The sequence below is a fragment of the Staphylococcus sp. NAM3COL9 genome (assembly GCF_001431205.1).
In the GTDB taxonomy this organism is placed as follows: Bacteria; Bacillota; Bacilli; order Staphylococcales; family Staphylococcaceae; genus Staphylococcus.
In genome coordinates, this window is record NZ_LGPC01000002.1 from 1 (window position 1) to 23,272 (window position 23,272).

20 protein-coding genes, 2 tRNA genes and 1 rRNA gene are annotated in these 23,272 nt (G+C 34.5%); all 23 read right to left on the bottom strand.

Annotation, left to right across the window (positions count from 1 at the left end; genetic code table 11):
- Positions 1-72 (bottom strand) — tRNA-Thr (locus ACA31_RS00020).
- 13 nt (positions 73-85) lie between these two features.
- Positions 86-158, bottom strand: a tRNA-Val gene (locus tag ACA31_RS00025).
- Positions 159-176: 18 nt separating this feature from the next.
- Positions 177-291 (bottom strand): 5S ribosomal RNA (gene rrf, locus ACA31_RS00030).
- 520 nt (positions 292-811) lie between these two features.
- Positions 812-2,299 (bottom strand): lysine--tRNA ligase, encoded by a 1,488-nt coding sequence (gene lysS / locus ACA31_RS00035; protein WP_057511355.1) that lies wholly within the window; start codon positions 2,297-2,299, stop codon positions 812-814.
- Between the two features lie 263 nt (positions 2,300-2,562).
- The gene (folK, locus tag ACA31_RS00040; protein ID WP_057511356.1) at positions 2,563-3,045 is read right to left on the bottom strand and encodes a 2-amino-4-hydroxy-6-hydroxymethyldihydropteridine diphosphokinase; all 483 of its coding nucleotides are present in this window, start codon (positions 3,043-3,045) and stop codon (positions 2,563-2,565) included.
- Entirely contained in the window at positions 3,045-3,410 is a 366-nt protein-coding gene (gene folB, locus ACA31_RS00045; RefSeq protein WP_057511357.1) for a dihydroneopterin aldolase, read from the bottom strand. Before folB ends, folK begins: the two co-directional genes overlap by 1 nt.
- On the bottom strand, positions 3,388-4,191 hold the full coding sequence (gene folP / locus ACA31_RS00050; RefSeq protein WP_057511358.1) for a dihydropteroate synthase: 804 nt from the start codon (positions 4,189-4,191) through the stop codon (positions 3,388-3,390). Before folP ends, folB begins: the two co-directional genes overlap by 23 nt.
- Positions 4,192-4,372: 181 nt before the next feature.
- Complete coding sequence (gene cysK, locus ACA31_RS00055) at positions 4,373-5,305, bottom strand: cysteine synthase A (RefSeq protein ID WP_057511359.1); 933 nt, start codon at positions 5,303-5,305, stop codon at positions 4,373-4,375.
- Between the two features lie 154 nt (positions 5,306-5,459).
- Entirely contained in the window at positions 5,460-6,341 is an 882-nt protein-coding gene (hslO, locus tag ACA31_RS00060; RefSeq protein WP_057511360.1) for an Hsp33 family molecular chaperone HslO, read from the bottom strand.
- Between the two features lie 215 nt (positions 6,342-6,556).
- Positions 6,557-8,644 carry an ATP-dependent zinc metalloprotease FtsH gene (ftsH, locus tag ACA31_RS00065; RefSeq protein WP_057511361.1) on the bottom strand — a complete coding sequence of 696 codons (2,088 nt, stop codon included), beginning with the start codon at positions 8,642-8,644 and terminating at the stop codon, positions 6,557-6,559.
- 294 nt (positions 8,645-8,938) lie between these two features.
- On the bottom strand, positions 8,939-9,478 hold the full coding sequence (gene hpt / locus ACA31_RS00070) for a hypoxanthine phosphoribosyltransferase (RefSeq protein ID WP_057511362.1): 540 nt from the start codon (positions 9,476-9,478) through the stop codon (positions 8,939-8,941).
- Positions 9,479-9,482: 4 nt separating this feature from the next.
- Entirely contained in the window at positions 9,483-10,772 is a 1,290-nt protein-coding gene (gene tilS / locus ACA31_RS00075) for a tRNA lysidine(34) synthetase TilS (protein ID WP_057511363.1), read from the bottom strand.
- A gap of 210 nt (positions 10,773-10,982) precedes the next feature.
- Positions 10,983-11,381, bottom strand: coding sequence for a S1 domain-containing RNA-binding protein (locus tag ACA31_RS00080; RefSeq protein WP_057511364.1), 399 nt, complete (start codon positions 11,379-11,381; stop codon positions 10,983-10,985).
- A gap of 99 nt (positions 11,382-11,480) precedes the next feature.
- On the bottom strand, positions 11,481-11,879 hold the full coding sequence (locus tag ACA31_RS00085) for an FtsB family cell division protein (protein WP_057511365.1): 399 nt from the start codon (positions 11,877-11,879) through the stop codon (positions 11,481-11,483).
- An 18-nt stretch (positions 11,880-11,897) separates the two neighbouring features.
- The gene (locus tag ACA31_RS00090) at positions 11,898-12,161 is read right to left on the bottom strand and encodes an RNA-binding S4 domain-containing protein (protein WP_057511366.1); all 264 of its coding nucleotides are present in this window, start codon (positions 12,159-12,161) and stop codon (positions 11,898-11,900) included.
- Complete coding sequence (locus ACA31_RS00095; RefSeq protein WP_057511367.1) at positions 12,158-13,351, bottom strand: MazG nucleotide pyrophosphohydrolase domain-containing protein; 1,194 nt, start codon at positions 13,349-13,351, stop codon at positions 12,158-12,160. Before ACA31_RS00095 ends, ACA31_RS00090 begins: the two co-directional genes overlap by 4 nt.
- Complete coding sequence (locus ACA31_RS00100; protein ID WP_057511368.1) at positions 13,351-14,898, bottom strand: putative polysaccharide biosynthesis protein; 1,548 nt, start codon at positions 14,896-14,898, stop codon at positions 13,351-13,353. The genes ACA31_RS00095 and ACA31_RS00100 overlap by 1 nt, the downstream gene beginning before the upstream one ends.
- The gene (gene mfd / locus ACA31_RS00105; RefSeq protein WP_057511369.1) at positions 14,888-18,400 is read right to left on the bottom strand and encodes a transcription-repair coupling factor; all 3,513 of its coding nucleotides are present in this window, start codon (positions 18,398-18,400) and stop codon (positions 14,888-14,890) included. The genes ACA31_RS00100 and mfd overlap by 11 nt, the downstream gene beginning before the upstream one ends.
- Positions 18,397-18,969, bottom strand: a complete 573-nt coding sequence (pth, locus tag ACA31_RS00110) for an aminoacyl-tRNA hydrolase (RefSeq protein WP_057511370.1) — start codon at positions 18,967-18,969, stop codon at positions 18,397-18,399. Before pth ends, mfd begins: the two co-directional genes overlap by 4 nt.
- A gap of 207 nt (positions 18,970-19,176) precedes the next feature.
- Entirely contained in the window at positions 19,177-19,821 is a 645-nt protein-coding gene (locus tag ACA31_RS00115) for a 50S ribosomal protein L25/general stress protein Ctc (RefSeq protein WP_057511371.1), read from the bottom strand.
- Positions 19,822-19,949: 128 nt separating this feature from the next.
- The gene (locus tag ACA31_RS00120; protein ID WP_057511372.1) at positions 19,950-20,915 is read right to left on the bottom strand and encodes a ribose-phosphate diphosphokinase; all 966 of its coding nucleotides are present in this window, start codon (positions 20,913-20,915) and stop codon (positions 19,950-19,952) included.
- Positions 20,916-21,068: 153 nt separating this feature from the next.
- The gene (gene glmU, locus ACA31_RS00125) at positions 21,069-22,424 is read right to left on the bottom strand and encodes a bifunctional UDP-N-acetylglucosamine diphosphorylase/glucosamine-1-phosphate N-acetyltransferase GlmU (RefSeq protein ID WP_057511373.1); all 1,356 of its coding nucleotides are present in this window, start codon (positions 22,422-22,424) and stop codon (positions 21,069-21,071) included.
- A gap of 478 nt (positions 22,425-22,902) precedes the next feature.
- Positions 22,903-23,211 carry a septation regulator SpoVG gene (gene spoVG, locus ACA31_RS00130; RefSeq protein ID WP_002508741.1) on the bottom strand — a complete coding sequence of 103 codons (309 nt, stop codon included), beginning with the start codon at positions 23,209-23,211 and terminating at the stop codon, positions 22,903-22,905.
- Positions 23,212-23,272: the final 61 nt, after the last annotated feature.

The following is a 23,272-nucleotide window of genomic DNA, read 5'->3' on the forward strand; positions in this document are numbered from 1 at the left end:
GCCGGCCAGAGGACTTGAACCCCCAACCTACTGATTACAAGTCAGTTGCTCTACCAGTTGAGCTAGGCCGGCTTTCATGAAGTGATGGAGAATGACGGGTTCGAACCGCCGACCCTCTGCTTGTAAGGCAGATGCTCTCCCAGCTGAGCTAATTCTCCAAATAATTTTAATATAAAGCCTGGCAACGTCCTACTCTTGCGGAACGTAAGTCCGACTACCATCGGCGCTAAAGAGCTTAACTACTGTGTTCGGCATGGGAACAGGTGTGACCTCTTTGCTATTGCCACCAGACAAATTAACTTACTCAATTAATGATACATTACTTGTTAATCATTTGCAATAGTCAATTTTACACTATCTTAAAGATTTGTTTACAAGACTTTTACTTGAGTTATGTATAAAGCACTTGTCGTTTTCGACGACTTTTATATATTAATTCATTTCCACTTTAAAGTCAATACTTTTCGAACATTTATTGAAAAGAAATATTTTAAATGTTTATGTCTGTCTTGCTTCGTTTCCTTAACTCGACTTGAATAATCTTATCACATAGAATCTATCTTTACCATACCTTTTTTAGTATATTATTATATTTAAATAGCATTATAATACTTAATTGTATCTTATTACTAATTTAATTAATTTATTTAGTACTTATATCCTCTATTCTCCCTCATTTATAGCATGTCTATAAAAAATCAAATAAAAACTAGACAATATATTACGTCTCACCAGCGTGAAATCGCAACATATGATCTAGTTTAAATGTCTAAATTAATTATTACTTAGTTTATCTCAAGGTTTTAATAATTTATTTTTGTTTCATATAAGGGAATAACAATACGTCACGGATAGAAGCAGAATCAGTAAGTAGCATTACTAATCTATCAATACCAATACCTAAACCACCTGTTGGAGGCATTCCGTACTCTAATGCTTCAATGAAATCTTCGTCCATTTCATGTGCTTCATCATTACCTTCTTCTTTTTCTACTAATTGCGCTTCAAATCTTGCTCTTTGATCAATAGGATCATTTAATTCTGTGAATGCATTACCATGTTCTCTACCTACTATGAATAATTCAAAGCGATCCGTAAATCTTGGGTCCTCTGGATTTTTCTTAGCTAGTGGAGAGATTTCGATTGGATGTCCATATATAAATGTCGGTTGAATTAATGTTTCTTCGACTTTTTGCTCAAAGAACTCATTTAAGATATGACCATATTTCATATTTTCTGTTATTTCAATACCATGTTCTTTAGCTAATGATTTAGCTTCTTCGTCAGTTTGTACCTCGAAGAAGTCTACCCCTGTTTCTTCTTTAACAGCATCAACCATGTGAACTCGTTTCCAATCAGATTCTAAATCTATAATTTCTTCACCATAGTTCACTTTAGCAGTACCAAGTACTTTTTCAGAAATATGTCTAATCATGTTCTCAGTTATATCCATGATATCTTGATAGTCAGCATACGCTTCATATAATTCAATCATAGTGAATTCTGGATTGTGTCTCGTTGATACGCCTTCGTTTCTGAAAACACGGCCAATTTCATAAACTTTTTCTAATCCACCTACGATTAAACGTTTCAAATGTAATTCAATTGCAATTCGCATATATAATGTTGCGTCTAAAGCATTATGGTGTGTTACGAAAGGACGCGCAGCAGCACCACCAGGAATTTGGTGCATCATAGGTGTTTCTACTTCTAAAAATCCTCTTTGATTTAAGTAATTACGCATTTCTTGCAATATCTTACTACGGTTAATAAACGTTTGCGTGCTATCTTGATTTGTAATTAAATCAAGGTAGCGTTGACGGTAACGTTGTTCGATATCTTGTAAACCATGGAATTTATCAGGTAATGGGCGTAATGCTTTAGTCAATAACGTGAACGTTTTAGCTTTAACAGACAATTCACCTGTATTTGTTTTGAACATTACACCTTCTATGCCTACAATGTCTCCAAGGTCTGCAGAATTCCAAACTTCAAATTGTTCGTCTCCCACTTGATCTTTTCTTACGTAAATTTGTATTTGACCAGTTAAATCTTGAACATGGGCAAATCCAGCTTTACCTTTTCCACGTTTAGTCATTAAGCGACCAGCAATACTTACGTTACTTTCATCTTCTTTGTCATGTAATTCTTCTTTTGTATATGCATCCCAATCTTCGTGCAACGGGTCAGCCGTAGAAGTACGCTCAAATTTTTGACCAAAAGGATCGATACCTAAATCATATAATTCTTGTAATTTTTGACGGCGGACTTGCATTTGGTCGTTCATTTCTTCTGACATTACTTTCTCTCCTTTATGCTTCTTGTTCTAATTTTTATTCTTCTTTAGCTTCAATTTCCACTTGAACGTTTGATGGTTATCTATCGTTTGTTGTTCTGTTTGTTTCAAAGCTTTTCTAGTCTTATCATTTAGATATAGTACACATTAAGCACACACACATTTTTAACTATAAGCTTAAATGTAACATTCTCTATACTACCCGTAGGAGCAAGAACTACTCTATTATATATCTCTACGACTCCCATTTTCCACACATTTTATAATTATGAATCTTTATACTCTTTGACTGAATCATCTGCAATCACGATACTTCCAATTTTTTTATTAGAATGAGGTTCTACACAATTTGATGCTATATCATTTAATGGTATAAGTACAAATGAACGCTCCAGCATACGTGGATGCGGTACGCTCAAATTTTCTTCATCAATAATATGATTACCAAATAATAAAATATCAACATCTAAAGTTCTAGGGCCCCAACGTATATCTCTTACCCGGTGTAACTGTTGTTCAGTAAGCAAACATGCTTTTAATAATTTTTGTGGTGTTAAAGATGTATAAATCTCAATACATTGATTTAAAAATTGTGGTTGGTCGACATAACCTACTGGCTCTGTTTCATATATCGGGGATTTTTGCGTTACTTGAATGCCATCTATATTATCTAATATACGGATCGCTTCATCAAGTTGTGCCGCTCTTTCTCCAACATTACTTCCTAATCCTAAATAAGCATATTCCATTAGAGATTCTCCCTCACTATTTCAACGCCTACACCATCATAATGACCAGGTATAGGTGGATTTTCTTTAGTGATTCTAACTTTCGTTTCCATTACACGATTATAGTGTGAATTTATACGTTTTGCAATACGTTCAGCTAGATGCTCTAATAAATTTACAGGCTCGCCTTCCATGATTGCTTTTACTTCTTCAAAAACTTCACCATAATGGACAGTATCTGTAACATCATCAGATTGACCAGCCATACTCAAATCAACTTTCATTGTGACATCAACAATAAATATTTGTCCGATATCATTTTCAGCTGGTAGCGCACCATGATAACTATAGAATCTCATACCATTAAGAAATATTGTGTCGCTCATCGTCATTCTCCTTTAAATAGTCCATGCTTTGCCCTAATCGAACGTTTAATGCGACATTATGAACTCTTACCGCTTTTACGCCTTTCATTATACCATACGCAGTAGTACCTGCCGTTGCTTCGTCACGTTCAGTAGGCGTTGTTTTTGTCCCTATCATTTCTTTTATGAATCTTTTTCTACTTGTTGCTAATAGTACAGGATAACCCGTCGCTACAAGTTCATCTAAACGTGACATAACCTCTTTTTCTTCTTCACGTGTTTTTGCAAAGCCAATCCCCGGATCAATCCATACTTTATGTTGAGGTATACCTGCCATTTCCGCTTTATTCGCTTGTTTTAATAAATATAACAACATCTCATTTACTACAGGTTCTGTTCTTTGACCATCGCCATTGTGCATGAGTACAATCTCACCATTGTATTCCGCTACTACATTGAAAATACGTTCATCATAGTGTCCTGCCCATTGATCATTAATCATCTTGGCACCTAGTTTCATTGCAGATTCTGCCACTTCACTTCGGTAGGTATCTATAGATAATTGTACATCTAAGTCAGCCAACGCACTTACAACAGGGACAACACGCTCTAGCTCTTCCTCAACACTTATCTCTTCAAAACCTGGACGAGTAGATATCCCCCCGACATCTATAATATCAACACCTTCGTTCATCATTTCTTTTGCTCTCTTAATCGCTTTTTCAACTGTATTATACTTACCACCATCAGAAAAAGAGTCAGGAGTTACATTTAATATGCCCATAATTTTTGTATGCGTCATAATTATTCTTCTTCCTTTCACTTTATAAATGATTTTTTCTTATGTATTTTATTTACTATTCTATAATAACGTTAATTTTCATTTTTTTCAGTAAACAAAACTTAAAATCAAATATACTTATGTATACACAAAAAACCGACTCACATGAATATGTGGTCGGTAATTGTTAAAAATCTATCATTTAGTCATCAAATGAATATAGCGGTGTAGAAAGATAACGTTCACCATTACTTGGTAATACGGTAACAACTGTTTTACCTTTACCTAATGATTTTGCTTTTTCAATCGCTGCGACAATCGCTGCACCTGAAGAAATACCACCTAAGATACCTTCTTCTTTAGCAACTCTACGTGACATATCCATAGCAGCTTCGTTGCCTACTTTGATGATCTCATCGTAAATGTTTGTATCTAAAGTATCTGGTACAAATCCTGCACCTAAACCTTGTAATTTATGCGGACCTGGTTCGCCACCACTTAAGATAGGCGAGTCTTCTGGTTCAATCGCTACAAGATTGATGTCTGGGTATTTTTCTTTTAATACTTTACCAGCACCACTAAGTGTTCCGCCAGTACCCACGCCAGCTAAGAATGAATCAATTGTTTTGCCTTCAAATTGTTCAACTAATTCTGGCCCAGTTGTTAATTCGTGTACACGAGGGTTCGCTGGGTTTTCGAATTGTTGTGGTTCATAATAACCAAATTCTTCTTTTAATTCTTTAGCTTTTTTGATTGCACCTTTCATTGCTTCTGATCCAGGTGTTAATACTAATTCTGCGCCGTATGCTTTTAATAAGTTACGACGTTCTTGACTCATTGTTTCAGGCATCGTAAATACTGCTTTATACCCTTTAGCCGCACAAACAAAAGCTAAGCCGATACCTGTGTTACCACTTGTCGGTTCAACAATTGTATCGCCTGGTTTAATTTTGCCTGCTTCTTCAGCTTCTTCAATCATTGCTAATGCAATACGGTCTTTTACAGAGCCACCTGGGTTTTGATATTCAAGTTTCACATATATGTCTGCGGCATCTTCTCCCACAACATTGTTTAACTTAACAACAGGTGTATTGCCAATTGCTTTTACAATATTATCTACTGGTTTATTTGTCATTTAGTATTGCTCCTTTTCATTAAAAAGTTTAAAACCTACTTATTCTCTCGGATATACTTTATATTTTATCAGATTTTTCAGCAAATACAACTACGAAGATTTAATGTACCAATATTTTTGTTCAATAGCATATTCTATATCTAGTTTAAACCTTTTATTTACTATTTTCTATTAATCCATATAACTCATCTTCTGAAAAATTATATTTACTTCTACAGAAATGGCATTCAACTTCTGCGCCATGATCTTTATCAATCATATCTTGAATTTCAGCTTCTCCTAAACCTTTAATAGCAGTTAAGAATTTTTCATGACCACAATTACAATCAAAACGTGCAGGAAGATTTTCTAATAATTGTACGTTTTCTTCTCCTAGTATTTCGAAAAGAATTTCTTCAGGTGTTAAACCTTGATCAATCAATTTCGAAACTGGTGTCATTTGATTGATTGCATCTTCAAGTTTATTAACTGTTTCTTCTTCTGCACCTGGCATAACTTGTAATAAAAAACCGCCTGCAGCTTTAATTGTATTGTCAGGATTAACCAATACGCCTAAACCTACTGACGATGGTACTTGTTCACTTTTAGCAAAATAATAAGTGAAGTCATCTCCTAATTCACCAGAAACGAGTTCACTAGAACCAGAAAAGTAATCCTTCATTCCAACATCTTTTACAACTGTCAATGCACCCTCTGAACCAACTGCACGACTAACATCTAATTTACCAGCATCATTTAAAGGGAAATGTGTCTGAGGATTCGTAACATAACCCCTTATATTTCCTTTAGCATCAGCGTCAGCAATTATTTTACCAATTGGACCTTTACCATCAACAGTAACCGTTAATTTTTGATCGCCTTTGAGCATTGCCCCCATCATCACCGTCGCTGTCATCGTACGTCCAAGTGCTGCTGAAGCAGTTGGCCATGTATAATGTCTTGTTTGTGCTTCTTGTACACTTTCAGTTGTGAGTGCACTATAAGCACGAATTTGTCCTCCAAAAGCTAATGCTTTAACTATATAATCATTCGTCATTTTGTTTATTTCTCCTTTAATATCATCTAGTTTTGAAAATTTCTTTATCTTTGCTTTAATATTGTTTTTACACTTTTTATCAATGCAATTATTGTAATCGTTCGAAGTAGAAAATGCGAAACATCTGTTTGGAAATTGTTTTATTATAACTTGTTATTAAAAAAGCTTCTTTCTACTATCAATATGATAGCAGAAAGAAGCTTTAAGTTCAGTTCTTAATTTCTGTTACTTGGGTCATTTGGATCATTTGGATTGCTAGGTTTATCGATATTAGGTGCTTGTTCATGACCTGTTTCTTCAGTGTCATTATTATCTTGTTGTTCGTTTTCTTCATTGGTATCTTGTGTTTCATCATCTGAAGATAGTTGATCTTTACGAACGTCTTCGTAAGATTTACCGTATTTTCCTTCTTCAAAGTCATTCTCTTTATGTTCCACAACTTTGGCACTATCATAATCAACTTCTGGTAATACACCATCGTTAAATAATGATTGGATTTGTTCGGCAACTAATGTTTCTTCAGTTAATAATGATTTAGCTATTAAATCTAACTGTGATCTATGCTCTAACAGGATATCCTTACAACGCTCATATTGTTCCTTGATGATACGTTGAACTTCTTTATCAATTTCATATGCAATTTGTCCTGAAAATTCAGTGTCGCCTTGCATTTCTTTTCCTAAGAAGACTTGGCCACCGTTGCTATTTGTGAATTGAACTGTTCCAATTTTTTCACTCATACCATATTCACTAACCATTTGACGTGCAATTTGTGTCGCACGTTCAAAGTCGTTAGATGCACCTGTAGATACTTCATTAAAGGTAATGTCCTCAGATACACGTCCACCAAGTAAACCACAAATTTTATCTAATAACTCTTTTTCAGTCATTAAGAAGCGATCTTGTTTTGGTAACATCATTGCGTAACCGCCAGCTTGTCCACGAGGTACGATTGTAACTTTGTGAACAACTTCAGCTTCATCAAGAACCATACCAATAATTGTATGACCAGCTTCATGGTGCGCTACAATATTACGTTCTTTCTCTGAGATTACGCGAGATTTTTTAGCTGGACCAGCGATAACACGGTCTGTCGCTTCTTCAATATCACGCATATCGATTTTTTTCTTACCTTCACGTACAGCAACTAATGATGCTTCGTTTAATAAGTTTTCTAAATCTGCACCAGAGAAACCAGGTGTTCTTTCTGAAACTGCTTTTAAGTCAACTGTTTCATCGAACGGTTTGTTTCTCGCATGAACATGAAGAATTGCTTCACGACCTTTAGCATCTGGGCGACCTACTTGAATTTGTCTGTCGAAACGACCTGGACGTAATAACGCTGGGTCTAATATGTCTGGACGGTTTGTAGCAGCGATCATAATGATACCTTCATTGTCGCCAAATCCATCCATTTCAACTAGTAATTGGTTCAATGTTTGCTCACGCTCATCATGGCCACCACCTACACCAGCACCACGTTGACGACCAACTGCATCGATTTCATCAATAAAGATGATACAAGGCGCGTTTTTCTTAGCATTTTCGAACAAGTCACGTACACGGCTTGCACCAACACCCACAAACATCTCAACGAAGTCTGAACCACTGATTGAGAAGAACGGCGTGCCGGCTTCACCAGCAACTGCACGAGCTAATAATGTTTTACCTGTACCAGGCGGACCAACTAAAAGAACACCTTTAGGAATTCTAGACCCCATTTGTTTAAATTGCTTATTATCTTTTAAGAAATCGACGATTTCAATTAATTCTTGTTTCTCTTCATCTGCTCCGGCTACATCGGTGAAACGTACACGTTTTTGTTGATTATCGTACGTTTTCGCTTTGGATTTACCAAAGTTCATCATACGATTACCACCGCCACCACCGCCACCTTGGGCTTGGCTGAGGAAGAAAATAAATAAGAGTGCAATAATTAATACAGGAATTAATGTTGTTAATATACTTACAAATACACTTTGTTTTTCTTCTTCTTTAACTGTAAATTTCAATCCGTCTTGACTTTGTGCTTTATCAGTTATTTTTTCTAGCTCTTTATCGTTGTTATATAAAATAGTTGAAGAATACTCTTCATCTTTATCTGTTTTACCACTTACCATATATACATTTTGTTCAGGTTGTATTTCAAGTGATTTTAACTCACCTTTATCTAACTGCTTAACAAATTGATTATATGTAAGCTGTTTTGGCATATTCCCATTTCCGTTAAGCCACGAAAACAAGCCAAAAATAATAACGCCAATGATTGCGATAACTAGCACGTTACGAAAGGCTTTCTGCATGCGTCGTTTCCTCCTACTTCAATTATAAAACTAACAAAAATTGTAACACAACACTCGAGTTTTCGGCTACTATTTCAACTTTTGCATTATGTTTACAATTCTTACTGTTTTACACTTTAGTTTTTTTTCTACTATGCTTAAAGTTAAATGAATATTATTTATTGTCACGTACCCACAAGTTTATGTATTAAATTTCAAATGATTTAAGTCTAACCCTACTTTTCACATTCATCAACTTAATTCAACTGTAACTTACAGTATATAACAACTTTTTCTGTGAATAAATTGTACTGCTTATTTTGAATAAATTTCTGGTTTTAATGTACCAATGTAAGGTAAATTTCTATAATGTTCAGCATAATCTAAACCATAGCCTACTACAAATTCATCAGGTATCTTTTTACCTACGTATTTCGCTTCGATATTTGCTTTACGACGGTTGGGTTTATCAAGTAGCGTAACAATTTCAAGTGAATTGACACGACGTGATTCAAGTAATTCAGTAATTGATTTTAATGTAGTACCAGTTTCTAAAATATCTTCAATAATTAAAACATCTTTATTTTCAATAGATGCACTTAAGTCTTTCAAGATTTTTACTTCTCCTGTTGACTCAGTGCCTCCGTGGTAACTAGAAACATCCATGAAGTCGATAGCTAAATGCGTATCAATATATTTAATTAAATCTGCCATAAACATCACAGATCCTTTTAGTATACCGATACAAACAAGTGGTTTCCCTTTGTATTCCTCTGTTATTTTCTTACCTAGCTCTTCACAAATTTGATGTATATCTTCCTCTGACAATAAAATGTCTTTTAAATCATCTCGCATGTCTTCATTCCTCTCCCATATTTCGTATAAAAATTGATTGATTGTATTTATTTTTTAAATATAATGTGCCAACAGCAATAATCTCATTATATGCATTAACTATAACTGGCATTTGGTTACGTTCAGTTTGTATAACCTTTTTATCAATAAGTAGTCTACTTATTTTTTTATGCCCTTTCATACCATTCAGTTCAAATTTGTCGCCGTCTTTTCTTGTACGGATAACTATAGGATACTCGAATGTAGGAAATTCATTAGTAATATCAATGCTATAGCGACCATAGTTGTATGCACCTGGTTGATCAATCTTAGTCGGAGCTAGTTTTTCCTTACAATTTGCCATTATTATAAATTTATCATAAGCGATATGAATTATCCATTCATGTGTCGCATATAATGTGCATTGTGTTACATTTTCTGTAAGTTGTTGAAACCATTCATTATAAGTTTTCTCAGTAAACGACTTATCTAGTGGTAATTGAGCAAAAATTTTATCTAAGACTGCCATTTTGACACTATGTCGCAAATTTAAAAACTGTTTTCTTGAAAAAGTAACTTCTTGGCCATCATTACAAAAATCAGCAAATATCGATATAAATGTCGTAGCTTCATTTCGCACAACTTCTAATTGTTCATCATGCCAGTCTTGTAATTTTAGCAATTGTTCTGTAGATAAGTGTTTATTACTTTCTATATCAGGTAGTATACGGTTGCGAATATCATTTCTGACATAATGATTTTCTGCATTCGATTCATCTTCATAATATGGAACATTATATTTTGTTTGATAGTTATGTATTTCTGCTTTCGTGACTTCTAAAAATGGTTTGCATAAATTATAATGACCTCTTGAAGAAAGATATGTCATCCCCAAGCTACTTCTCGTAGAGCGCCCAGTCATAAGTCGATAAAATATCGTTTCAATTTGGTCGTCTTGATGGTGTGCTGTAAGTAATACGTCTGCTTTTAACTCAGTCATCATATAATCAAACCAATGATAACGTTCATATCTCGCTTCATTTTCAATACTATTACCTTTTTCTATCACAGCAGACAAGTCCAGATGTTGTACATGCAAGGGGATTTGATGCTCGTCACAATACGTTTTAATAAATTGTTCTTCTGCTGCTGCAACAGGACGAATATTGTGATTTACATGTAGACAAGTCAACTTAGTATATGAATCAGCTAAACGCGTAATCAATTGATGTAATAGCACCATACTATCTACACCAGTAGAAACTGCCAATACAATGTGATTACTTTTGTCCCAGCCTTCAGTATTCACTCTCAACTTATCTACCTCCTTAACTGTAATATTACCTTAACACTGCAAATGCTCGTAATATTATGACTTATATACAATAAAAAAGAGACTGTTTCCTCAAGTAAGAAAACAGTCTTAGATTGTTACAATCAAACTTAATTTTGGAAAAATTTATTGTACTTCGTTTTCAAGTCGTTAAATTAATTCCTGCTTCAACAGTCTTATAATATATATTTATTAACGTTTCGCGCCTTTTCCACCACGTCTAGATTCTGTTTGACGTTTAATAGATGTTAATTTATCTTCACTATCTTTCAAGAAATCTGTTAATTTCTTTTCAAAGTCCTCACCTTTTGGTTGAGGTTTTTTATAACTAGGTTTACTTTGAGGTCTACGTGGACGATCTTTTGCTTTTTTAATTGATAAACTAATTTTACCATCATCAGCAATTGAAAGCACTTTAACTTCAACTACATCTCCAACAGATAAATGATCTTCTACGTTTTCCACGTAATTATCTGCAACTTCACTTATGTGAACTAAGCCACTCTTTCCTTCAGGAAGTTCGACAAAAGCGCCAAACTTTTTAATACCAGTGACTTTACCTTTAAGCTTGTTTCCTACTTCGATTGACATATTGTAAATAAATCCTCCCGATTTGTTTCGATTTTAACCCTATTATATGCCTGTTTGCATAAATTAACAATGGTATTGTGACTTAAATGATAAATTTCACTATTTATCTTCTTTTGATGATTTAGAATCTTCCTCAGATTTCTCTCCAGGCAACTTGAAAATTACTTCTCCATCATTGCTCAAATAGTAATCATCTCGCGCAACTTTCTCTATATAACTTTTATCATTGAGATTGTTTAATTGTTCTTTTAATGCGAGTTCTTCGTCTTGTTGCTTTTGATAATGTTGTTCTTTTTCTTGTCGTTCACCTGCGTCGTCTACATTACTTTGTTTTTGAGTGACAAGCATTACAGTTAAAATAATAATGAGGATAAGTAATATGCCACCAAATAAAGTAATACGTTTACGTACGACACGTCTTCTCTTTTTTTGCTGTTGTTTCTTTTTATTTTCAGCAGAAGTGAACGTATTACCTATGTTCTCAACTTTTTTACTCATTGCTTGCCACCTCCTTTTCTAGTCTCCACTAACCTTTTCTTCTTTGACTAGTTCATACATACCTTTTGCATTTTCTTTAGTCGCATGTTCACTTAAACCAGTAACTTCAATTGTAATCACTTTTTGTCCAAATCGGATTACAAGTTCGTCTGTTACTTTTACGTCAGTACCTGCTTTCGCTACTGAACCATTCACGGCAATACGACCTTGATCACTAATTTCTTTAGCTAAAGTACGACGTTTCACTAACCGTGATACTTTGAGATATTTATCTAATCTCATAATTTATTTCCTCCTTGCGCTAAAATTTTTCTTAAGGCATCTTCATCTAATGACATATTTTTTGTTTTATCATACAACTTCAAGAAATGCTCTGCAAATACTTTTTCAAATTTAACACGTTTCGTTTTACCTTCTTTTGCTTTTGCTTCTGACCATATATGTTTTAAATCTTCTTCAGTTTCCGCTTCGGCATCACCAAAAATGTGTGGATGTCTACGTATCATTTTTTCTGAAAGGCTTTGAACCACTTCATTTATATCAAGGAATCCGGCTTTTTTGCCAATACTTGTATGCAATAATACTTGTAAAAGTATGTCCCCCAACTCTTCAATGATGTGCCAATCATCTTCGTTATCTATTGCTTCAAACAATTCAAATGTTTCTTCTAATAGATAACGTTTTAATGTGTGGTGTGTTTGCACTTTATCCCAAGGGCAGCCTATTTCGTCATCGACAAGCTGGTCTATAATGTTCGCAGCAAAATAGAAATCACTATAATATGCTTCTTCTTTTTCTACTTTCGGAATAAATACACTCGTCAAATTACTGAAAATAGCTGCATGATGGTCTAATTCATAAAGCGGTATTTCTATTACATTTGCAGCATTATTTTGTGCACCATCGACGATAAACACTGTTTGCTCATCATGATAATGTTCCATCAATGTCACTTTTAAATCGCCTGCAGTCATAGGACTATAAACTTGAGTAATGAGCGTATGGGTACGAATATTTAACTGCTCTTTTTTAATCGCTGTCGCATCAAGTAATGTAAAACCATCGTTTGGGTCTAACTTCACCGCTTCAAATATATCATCGATAAAGCTTTTGCCTCCCAAAACTTCAACCTGAACATCATTATGCTTTTGTGCGTAAGCTTCTAATTTCACAGTTGTCGTTTCAGCTACACGTGGATGTCCGGGCACTGTGTATATGACATCATCACTCTGTGCCACTTCAATGAGCTGCGACACAATGCGTTCATAGACGCCTTCGAATGATTCTTGTGCCTCATATTCGCTATCAAAACTTTTGAATTGTATATTTTCTGCGGTTAATTCTTTAATTACAGGATGATCCAATGTACGCGTGTAAACCATCATTTGTTTTTTAAGAAATTTGTAGATACCTAAAGGTAAATCATCAATACCGTAGTTACCTAATCCAACAATTGTTATTTTACCTGACATTAATGTTTCCCTCTTTTCATATGATAAAGTTTATCGCCCAATGGTAAATGTTTTAATTCTCTATAACTCAATAAATGCATACGTACAATAGAGAAAACGATTACCAATACGCCAATAACTGCTGCGATGATTAATTCAATTAAACCTGTGATTCTACTTTGTGTATGTACGAGCCACATTCCTATTTGAACAGCTACTGACAACATCACCATCGTAGCAATCAATTTAAATACGAATTTTTTCATCATCTGGAATTTATAGTGTTTTAGTACGTGATAATGTAAAACGAGTGTAAATATAATAAGTGAAGTTACAGTGCTAATACTACCACCTAGCATTAATAATTGTGGTATTAAAATCACATTGAGAATTACTTTACTAACAACACCGATAATAAAGGCAATTAGCACAGGGCGAACTTGATTTTTCACTTGTAATAAAGCAATGTCCATCATTATGAGCGAGACGCATATAACTGTCAGCATATAGAGAGATAACGTACCAGTCAGACTATCATTTTTAAAAAACACACTATTCATGACCGGCAGTAAATTAATTAATCCAATACCAGCTGCCACACTAAACATAATTGTAATCTTGATAGAGGCATTCGCATATCTATTAATCAGAATATTGTTGCGCGCTTTAATCGCATCCGTAAGCATCGGTATAAGAACAAAACAAAATGTTGTTGTCAAAATTAAGCCCATTTGTATAAATGAAGCGCCTCGATCAAAAATACCTTTTTGCGTAGTTGCTTCTTGAAAATTTAAGCCTGCATTCTGAAGTGCATGTATGACCGTAAAACTGTCTATCACTTGCCAAACGATGACAATAAGCTGACTTACAGCAAAGATGATAATAGCTAGTGATAACTTTTTCCATTCTACTATTGCCTGGTTATTCGGTTTATTCGCTTGCTTGAGATTAAAAGGCTTGCCTTGCATTAGGAATATACTGGATGCTAAAAACCCTACTGCTGAACCGATAATAGCCACTGTACCAGCTGTGTAAACAGACCATTGTTGTGTCATAAATAATATAATAGCAAAGATGATAATTACAACACGTATCACTTGCTCTATGACTTGTGATATCGCTGGAACAGTCATATGCTGATGCGCTTGGTAATAACCTCTATAGACTCCCAATATACCAACAAACAAGAAACTAAAACTTGCTGCTCTTAACATTGGTGTGAGGTTAGTGTCTCCCATTAGAAGTGCGACCCACTTCGCGCCTATGAAAACAGCCAAGAAAAAAGCAGTACTAATGAGTTGTAACCTCAGTAACACTTCGGTGTATTGTCTTGATTGCCCTTGTGTACCAAACGTTTGTGTAACTGCACTTGGAATAGCGTTCATTGTTAAAATAACACCTAAAGCAACAATCGGATATATTTGTTGATAAGCATATAATCCTTCGTCTCCAAGTATATTTTGATACGGAACACGGTAAATTGCGCTTAATATTTTAACAATAACAAGTGCGATTGTAAGAACAACTACGCCGTTAAAGGCCGTATTCTTATCGTACTTAGATTTCATCTGATATAACCATACTTTCTTCTAAACATTTCGCTAAGAATTTCAAACTATCTAACCAATTACTTACTTTATTTAAAGTCACTTTCATTTTACCATCTTGAACGCCAACTTTCATTGCACGGCCTAATGGTTGTGTTTGTTTGAATAACGTTTCTCCGTTAATATCTGTCGTTCCTTTTTCAGACAGATAAATTTCTACCTTTTTACCTACATCTTTAATAAGCGCCACTCCGGCATTTAAAGCATGAACTTTTATCTCCATCATATCCAACAGTCTTTCTACTTCTACTGGATAATCATTGAAACGATCTATTAATTCATCTTTAACATCCATAAGCTGTGCTTCAGTTTCAATCTTACGTAATTTTTTATAGATTTCTATTTTAGATTGTTCATTTTGAATATATTCAGCAGGTAAATAAGCATCAATGTTGAGTTCAATTTCAATTTCAGGCGCATCTTGTTTCTCATCTTTAACACCACGTTTTTCATTCACTGCCTCTTCTAGCATTTGTGAGTAAAGATCGAAACCAACAGAATCAATAAATCCATGTTGCTGTTTACCCAAGAGATTACCTGCACCTCGAATATTTAAATCACGCATAGCAATTTTAAATCCTGAACCTAACTCAGTAAATTCCTTAATTGCTTGCAAACGATCTTCAGCTGTTTCTGACAATACTTTATTCGTAGGGTGCAAGAAATAAGCATAGCCAATACGGCTCGAACGTCCGACACGACCTCTCAATTGGTATAACTGGCTGAGTCCGAAACGGTCCGCATCTTCGATAATAAGTGTGTTAGCGTTTGGAACATCAACCCCAGTTTCGATGATTGTAGTAGTTACAAGGATATCGTATTCATGGTTAATGAAACTTAGCATTGTTTCTTCTAAGTCTCCTTCTTTCATCTGTCCATGTGCGATACCAATATTCGCTTCTGGCATTAACATTTGTAATTGCTCTCGTTTTTCATAAATAGATTGCACTTTATTATATAAATAAAAGACTTGTCCTTCTCTAGATAATTCTCTTTCTAGTGCTTCTTTAATAAAATTCGTATTCTGTTCTAATACGTAAGTTTGTACTGGAAAACGATTTTCTGGTGGTGTTTCAATCACTGATAAATCACGAACCCCCAACATACTCATGTGTAATGTACGTGGGATAGGTGTTGCCGTCAGTGTTAAAACATCCACATTCGTTTTCAATGATTTAATTCTTTCTTTATGACGCACACCAAATCGTTGTTCTTCGTCCACAATTAATAACCCTAAATCTTTATAATGGATATCTTTACTTAATAATTTATGGGTACCTACGACGATATCAACGAAGCCTGACTTTAATCTTTCTTTTGTTTCTTTAACTTCTTTTGTACTTCTAAATCGACTAATGAGTTGGACTTCGATTGGAAAATCCTGCATACGCTCAATTAATGTTTCATAGTGCTGTTGTGCCAAAATTGTTGTTGGCACTAAGAAGGCAACCTGCTTTCCTTCCATAACAGCTTTAAACGCTGCACGTACTGCTACTTCTGTCTTACCATAGCCTACATCACCACATAACAATCGATCCATTGGGCGTTCAATTTCCATATCCTGCTTAATTTCTTCAATTGATTTACCTTGGTCTGGTGTTAATTCGTAAGGGAAATCTATCTCAAATTCACTTTGTTCTGCCGTATCCGGACCATATTTATATCCTACTGACATTTCACGTTCTTTATATAGATCAATTAATTCATCAGCCATATCTTCAACGCTTTGTTGTACTTTAGCTTTTGTTTTTTTCCATTCTGTACCACCAAGTTTATTTAACCTAGGTGTCTTGTCCTCTGACGCTACATATTTTTGAACTTGATCCATCTGATCAACTGGTACAAACAATTGGTCTGTCCCTTTATATTGAAGTTTAATGTAATCTTTATGTACGCCACCGACTTCAAGTGTTTCAACACCTAAGTATCTACCGACACCGTGATGCACGTGTACGACATAATCTCCTACTTTTAAATCTTGGTATGATTTGATTTTTTCAGCGTTTGTTAATGTTTTTTGTTGTTTTGGTTTTTTCTTTTGTTTAGATTTAAATAATTCGCGTTCCGTCACAACGACAAGTTGCATATAGGGCAGCTCAAATCCTTCTGATAAACTACCCTCGGTAATAATTGCATTGCCCCCATTGTTTTGTTGACCTGGTGTATCGATAAATGTTGGGATATGCATTTCATTGAGCATAGATTGAATACGTTCTTTTCTCACTTCCGTTTCAGCAAGAACAACGACAGTATAATCATTTTGAATAAAGCGCTGAAATTCTGAGCGCATAATATCATATTGTCCATAAAATTGTTGTACGGGCTTACACGAAAATTTGATGATTTCATTTAGTTGAATAGGCATTGTTGCCGTGAATAATGTAAAATACGTCACTGGATAATCTTTCAACAATGCTTCAAATCCATCATATTGTAAGAAGTTTTGATCAATAAATCCTTTACCACTTTCTATAAGATTTTGCATAAATTCATCAACTTCAGTTATAAGTGTTTGCTCAGTTTCTTTAATTCTATTATGTTCATCAACTGCAACAATAGCATCATCTTTAAAATAATCCATAATCGTCGCTGGCTGTTCATACATAAATGACACAAGTCTACGCAATACTTGATGGTCAAACATCGTTGATTCAAAAAGTTCGAAACTTTCGTAAGTTTCTTTCAAATCATTACGTGCCGATTTTTCAATTTTTAGACGTGTATTTTCGTATGCTTCTTTTAATTTTAATTTTGTATGCTTAAGCACATCGTCCGTGATAATATAATCACTTGCTGTCGTAATATTGACTTCTTCGATGTTCTCTTTTGATCTTTGTGTCTCCACATCAAAATCACGAATCGAATCCACTTCAGTATCGAATAGTTCAATTCTTACTGGCTTCCCAATTAACGGATAAATATCGACAATGCCACCGCGTAATGAAAACTCACCTATATGTGACACTACACTTTCTCTACGATAACCCATATTCACTAATTTATTTAAAAATTCATCAATTTCAATATCGTCACCAACAGATAGTGTTAATTGATGAGATTTCCACATTTCAACTGGAGTGAGCCATTTTTTCAAACCATTTAATGGTACGATAAATAACCCTCTCTTTTCTTGAGCAAGTGCAGTTAATGTGCGTACACGCTCGCTCATAAATTGAGGGCTTTGTGTTGAGAATTCTTCTGTCATGATATCTTGCATTGGATATTTATAGACCTCATCTGCATCTACAAATTGCAGCAAATCACTTTCCAATTTATCTGCTTGATATAAATTATTTGTAACAACTAATAATTGTTTAGTGCTGTGTAAATATTTTTCGGCTATAATTGTTGATTTAGCTGCTCCAGATAAGCCAGTGACAAGCACATTTTCTTCACCAAATACGTCGTTTAATTCTTGGTATCGTTTGTCTTCATTTATATATTGTGTAATTATTGATTTCACTTGACTTCACCATTATATTCATTCATCACATGATCAAAGCGAGAACTTTCTATATAAGCTTCAACTGCACGCGCAGAATATGCTATTACTTTATTCATTATTTGCATTTCTTGTTTTGAAAATTTTTGTAACACATAATCGACAATTGACATACCATTTGAAGGTCTATCTACACCGATTCTAATACGCTTGAATTGGTCTGTTCCTAATACTTGAATCATTGATTTAATCCCATTATGACCACCAGCGCTGCCTTTTTGTCTTAGGCGAATCTCTCCTTGTGGTAAATCTAAATCATCATATAAAACAACTAAATCATCTATATCTATATCATAATATTTCATTAACGGACCTACCGCTTCACCTGACAAATTCATCATTGTTAGGGGTTCAATAAACATGACTTTCTCTCCACCAACGCGTTCGATTGTATAGGCACCTTTAAATTTTTGTTTATCTAATGAAAATTTATTTTGATCTAACATGTAGTCTATAACTTCAAAACCAATATTATGTTTTGTTTGTTCAAAACGTTTGCCTATGTTCCCTAGGCCTACAATACATTTCATTTTGTTACCTCCAATTGTTGTTCTCACTTAACTATATATATCATTTTCATGTATTTGAATTAATAAACAATTAAAAATTATTTTTTCATATCATTCACTATAATAACATAAAAAAGCACCTGCTTAACGTATTAAGCACGGTGCTTTTTATAAGATATTACAATATGGGAATCATCAACTTATGTTGATAATGAAGCGTGAAGAATATTATTTTTCTTCGTCTTCTTTAGATTCGCCTACAACTTCTGGCTCTTGAGTTTGTGCTTCGCCTTCCATTGCTTCGATTTCTTCTTCAGTTGGTTCTTCAGTCGGAGCTACTACTGTAACTACTGAATCAGTAGCTTCATTTTCGATAGTAAAGTCGCCTGTTACTTTAATATCTTCAACTGCAATACTGTCATTGATTTCTAATTCGCTGATTTCAACTTCGATTGCTTCAGGAATATTGTCTGGAGTAGCTGTAACTTCAAGGTTGAATAATGGTTGTTCAACCACGCCGCCTTCTTTAGTACCTACTGCTTCACCAATTAAATGAACAGGTACTTCAACAGTACGTTCTTCAGTCATATTGATTGCTAAGAAGTCAATGTGAGTGATTTGGTTTTTAAGTGGGTCGAATTGGTAGTCTGAAACCATTACTTTAATTGTTTTAGAACCTACGCCTAATTCGATAACACCGTTACGTCCAACTTCACGAATAACTTTAATAAATGCTACTTCGTCTACTTTAACAGAAGTATTTTTTGTACCATAACCGTAAACGATTGCAGGTACTTTACCAGTATTTCTTAGTGTTTTAAGGTCTGAACGTGTTTGTTTACCTTGACGAATAATTGACTTTAATGCAGCCATATTCATTTTCCACCTTTCATTTTGCTCAAATAAGAGCCCCTCACTTGCCCATCAACATGATGTTGCTTGCAAGCGTTTATTTTGCTCGTGAATTCACGAACGAAATCATTATACATTTATAAAATATATTAGTCAAATAGCACACTAACAGATTCGCGTTCGTAAACACGGATAATTGCTTGTGCTAATAAACCAGCTACAGATAACTCTTTCGTATTGATTGGTTTACGGGTTTCATCTAATTGAATTGAATTTGTAACGATTAGTTCTTTGATTGCTGAATTTTCAATGCGTTCTTTAGCTGGACCTGATAATACAGGGTGTGTACAACAAGCATATACATCTTTAGCACCTTTGTCTTTTAATGCTTGAGCTGCCAATGTAATTGTTCCTGCTGTATCAATGATATCGTCAATAATAATAGCCGTACGTCCTTCTATTTCACCAACAATGTTCATCACTTCTGCAACATTTGGTTTTGGACGACGTTTATCAATAATAGCAATCGGTGATTTAAGTATATCTGCAAGTTTACGCGCTCTTGTTACACCACCATGATCTGGAGAGACTACAACACACTCTTCAAGATCAATACCTGACTCATTCTTGAAGTATTCTGCTAAGATTGGCACACCCATTAAGTGGTCAATTGGCATATCGAAGAAACCTTGGATTTGAGGTGCATGTAAATCTAACGCAATCATACGATCTGCGCCTGCAGTTTCAATTAAGTTTGCTACAAGTTTAGCAGTAATTGGTTCACGACTGCGTGCTTTTCTATCTTGACGCGCATAACCATAATACGGAACAACTATATTAATATTAGCTGCTGATGCACGTCTACAAGCATCAACCATAATTAATAATTCCATCAAGTGTAAATTTACAGGGTTCGATGTAGGTTGAATAATAAACACATCACAACCACGGATACTTTCCTCTATATTGATTTGAATTTCTCCATCGCTGAAACGTTTTACTGAACACTTACCTAGTTCGATTCCAACATGATCTGCTACTTCTTGGGCTAAAGGTTCATTACCTTTTAAAGAAAATATTTTCAAAGCAGAATTCTTATACTCATTGTTTAACATTTATAGTCCTCCAATTAATTCATTCAATTAGTTTTCATTTAAAGACAAGCGCAAACTTACATTGTTTATCAATATAAAGCATTTTGTGGTTAACAAGTTATTCAATTACATTAAGTTTAACAGTTCAAGCATGCATGTCTAAACATATACCTTTTATTTTTTCAAATAACCTTCTTTGGTTGTTTGTCTAGCTCTCGCTAATGCTAAACTGTCTTCTGGCACACTATCAGTGATTGTAGAGCCCGCAGCAATTAGAGAACGCTCGCCTAACGTAATAGGTGCTACTAGATTCGTATTGCACCCTATAAACGAATCATTACCAATAATCGTCTTGAATTTGTTAATACCATCATAGTTCACTGTGATTGAACCACAGCCAAGATTCACACGTTCGCCTATTTCTGCATCACCAATATAACTCAAGTGAGGTAATTTAGCTCCTGCTTTTACAACTGATTTCTTAACTTCAACAAAGTTGCCGACTTTCACTTTTTTGCCTAAGTCTGTACCTGGACGAAGTTGCGCAAATGGCCCAATCATCGCATAATCATCAACCATTGCTTCATTAATCACTGAGTGTTTAATTGTAACATTATCACCTATTTTACTATTCGTGATTTCTGTATATTGTCCTACAACTGTTTCTTCTCCAATTTCACTATGTCCTGCAAGTTTAACTCCAGGTTCTATAATCGTGTCTTCTCCAATAATTACATCTGAACCGATATAAGTATTGGATGGATCCACAATTGTCACACCATTTTTCATATGAAATTCGTTGATGCGTTTTCTATATGCTTTTTCTGCTTCACTTAACATCACTCGATCATTTACGCCCATAATTTCTTCAAAATCATTCGTATGATAAATGCCCACTATGCCTTTATCTTCTAAAATTAATGAAAGTACATCAGGCAAGTAGTATTCGCCTTGTACATTATTGTTGTTCACCAACTCTAACTTTTCAAATAGAATTTGATTATCAAATGCGAAAATACCTGAACTAATTTCATTAATTTGTTGTTCTGTATCTGTTGCATCTTTTTGCTCGACTATTTTAACTAATTGATTGTCTGCATCACGTATAATACGGCCATAACCATATGGGTTCGACGCTGTAGCTGTTAATACAGTAGCTTGTGCTTGGTTATTTTCGTGATGTTCAATTAAAGATTTAAGTGTTTCCGTCGTAATTAATGGCGTATCTCCACAAACCACTAACGTTGTACCCTGTTTATCATTTAAATGTTCACTCGCCGTCTTAACGGCATGTGCAGTACCTAATTGGTCTTTTTGAAAACTATAAAGCGATGCATCGCCTAACGTTTCTTTCACGCTTTCTGCACCATGACCTACGATTGTTACAAGTTGTTCTATGCCGGATTGTTTTACATTATCCACGACATGTTCAATCATTGATTTGCCAGCGACATCATGTAGTACTTTGTATTTCTTTGATTTCATACGTGTACCCTTACCAGCTGCGAGTACTATTGCATGTCTTTGCATGTATGTTAACCCTCCATTAAAATATACACTTCTTTATTATTATAATTTAACGCTAGCCACACTTTCAAGGCTCAAAGTGCCAATGTTTTTTATTAGAGTGTTTTTTATTACTATTGTTAAAAATAAAGTGCATAGTATTTGTCATCTATTTAGGTTTTAAAAGCGCTTCATTATTCTGAAGTGATTTTTCTTATTATCGGTAATTCCCAACATATTATTATGAATGAAACACACGGTGCCCCTTCTTTATGTAATTGTTTTCTTCATAATAATATAGTTAAGTAAAAACATGTAAATTCAGGTTATTTATTATAAATTTCAAAATTATAATTTTTGTCACCTTTACATTTTATAAATAATTTTAATATTTTATATTTTAGTCACGCTTACATAAATAAAGAAGATTGAATTTCCTAGTTTTAGAAATTCAATCTTCTTTAAAACAATATTAAATTCACTATAATCTCAAATAATTAAATTAAGCTTCCTCATTAGTATCTTCTGATGATTGAGCATTTTTATCAGGGATGACCTCATCAGTTTCTTCGTATACTTTCATCACAGCATCCTGTATTTCTTGTCTCATTTCTGAATTGATTGGATGCGCGATATCTCGGAATTCACCATCTGGTGTACGTTTACTTGGCATTGCGACGAATAGACCTGTGTTGCCTTCAATAACGCGTAAATCATGTACCACAAATGATTCATCTAAAGTGATTGAAACAAGCGCTTTCATTCTTCCATCTGTTTGTATTTTTCTAAGTCTTACATCTGTCACTTTCATGTAGTGAGCCCCCCATAGTATCTCTTTGTTAGAAGCTTAACAATTTTATTAAAAATTATAA